This is a genomic window from Caballeronia sp. LZ032, assembly GCF_031451315.1.
In the GTDB taxonomy this organism is placed as follows: Bacteria; Pseudomonadota; Gammaproteobacteria; order Burkholderiales; family Burkholderiaceae; genus Caballeronia.
This window is the reverse complement of record NZ_JARUXP010000062.1, coordinates 1-410: the sequence shown is the minus strand read 5'-3', so window position 1 is coordinate 410 and position 410 is coordinate 1. Positions and strand designations below refer to the sequence as shown.

Annotated in this window: 1 pseudogene; it reads right to left on the bottom strand. The window is 58.8% G+C overall.

The features are described 5' to 3' along the window. Positions 1 to 410, bottom strand: a pseudogene (locus QCE69_RS39415) (spermidine/putrescine ABC transporter ATP-binding protein); the annotation flags it as partial.

Genomic DNA, 410 nt, shown 5'->3' with positions numbered 1-410 from the left:
GCTGCATGTACAGCTTGGTCATGCCGCCGGTCACCATGATGTCGGTGAGCCTGGCGGACATGGTCTCCGCGCTTGAATCGTTGTGACCGTTCACGCGCAAATTCTGCGGACGCAGCATCAGCTTCACCGGCTTGCCTGATTGCACCTGTGCGTCGTAGACCATCGCGCGGCCCTTGTCGATGCCGTGCATCGCGAGACGCACCTGATCGCCTTCGCGCGACGTCACCTGTGCATCGAGCAGATTCGATTCACCGAGGAAATCCGCCACGAACACATTCTTCGGACGGAAGTACAGATCAGCAGGCGTACCCAGTTGCGCGATCTTGCCCGCATCCATCAAACAGATGCGGTCCGACATCGTCATCGCTTCTTCCTGATCGTGCGTCACGTAGATGATCGTGGTGCCCAGA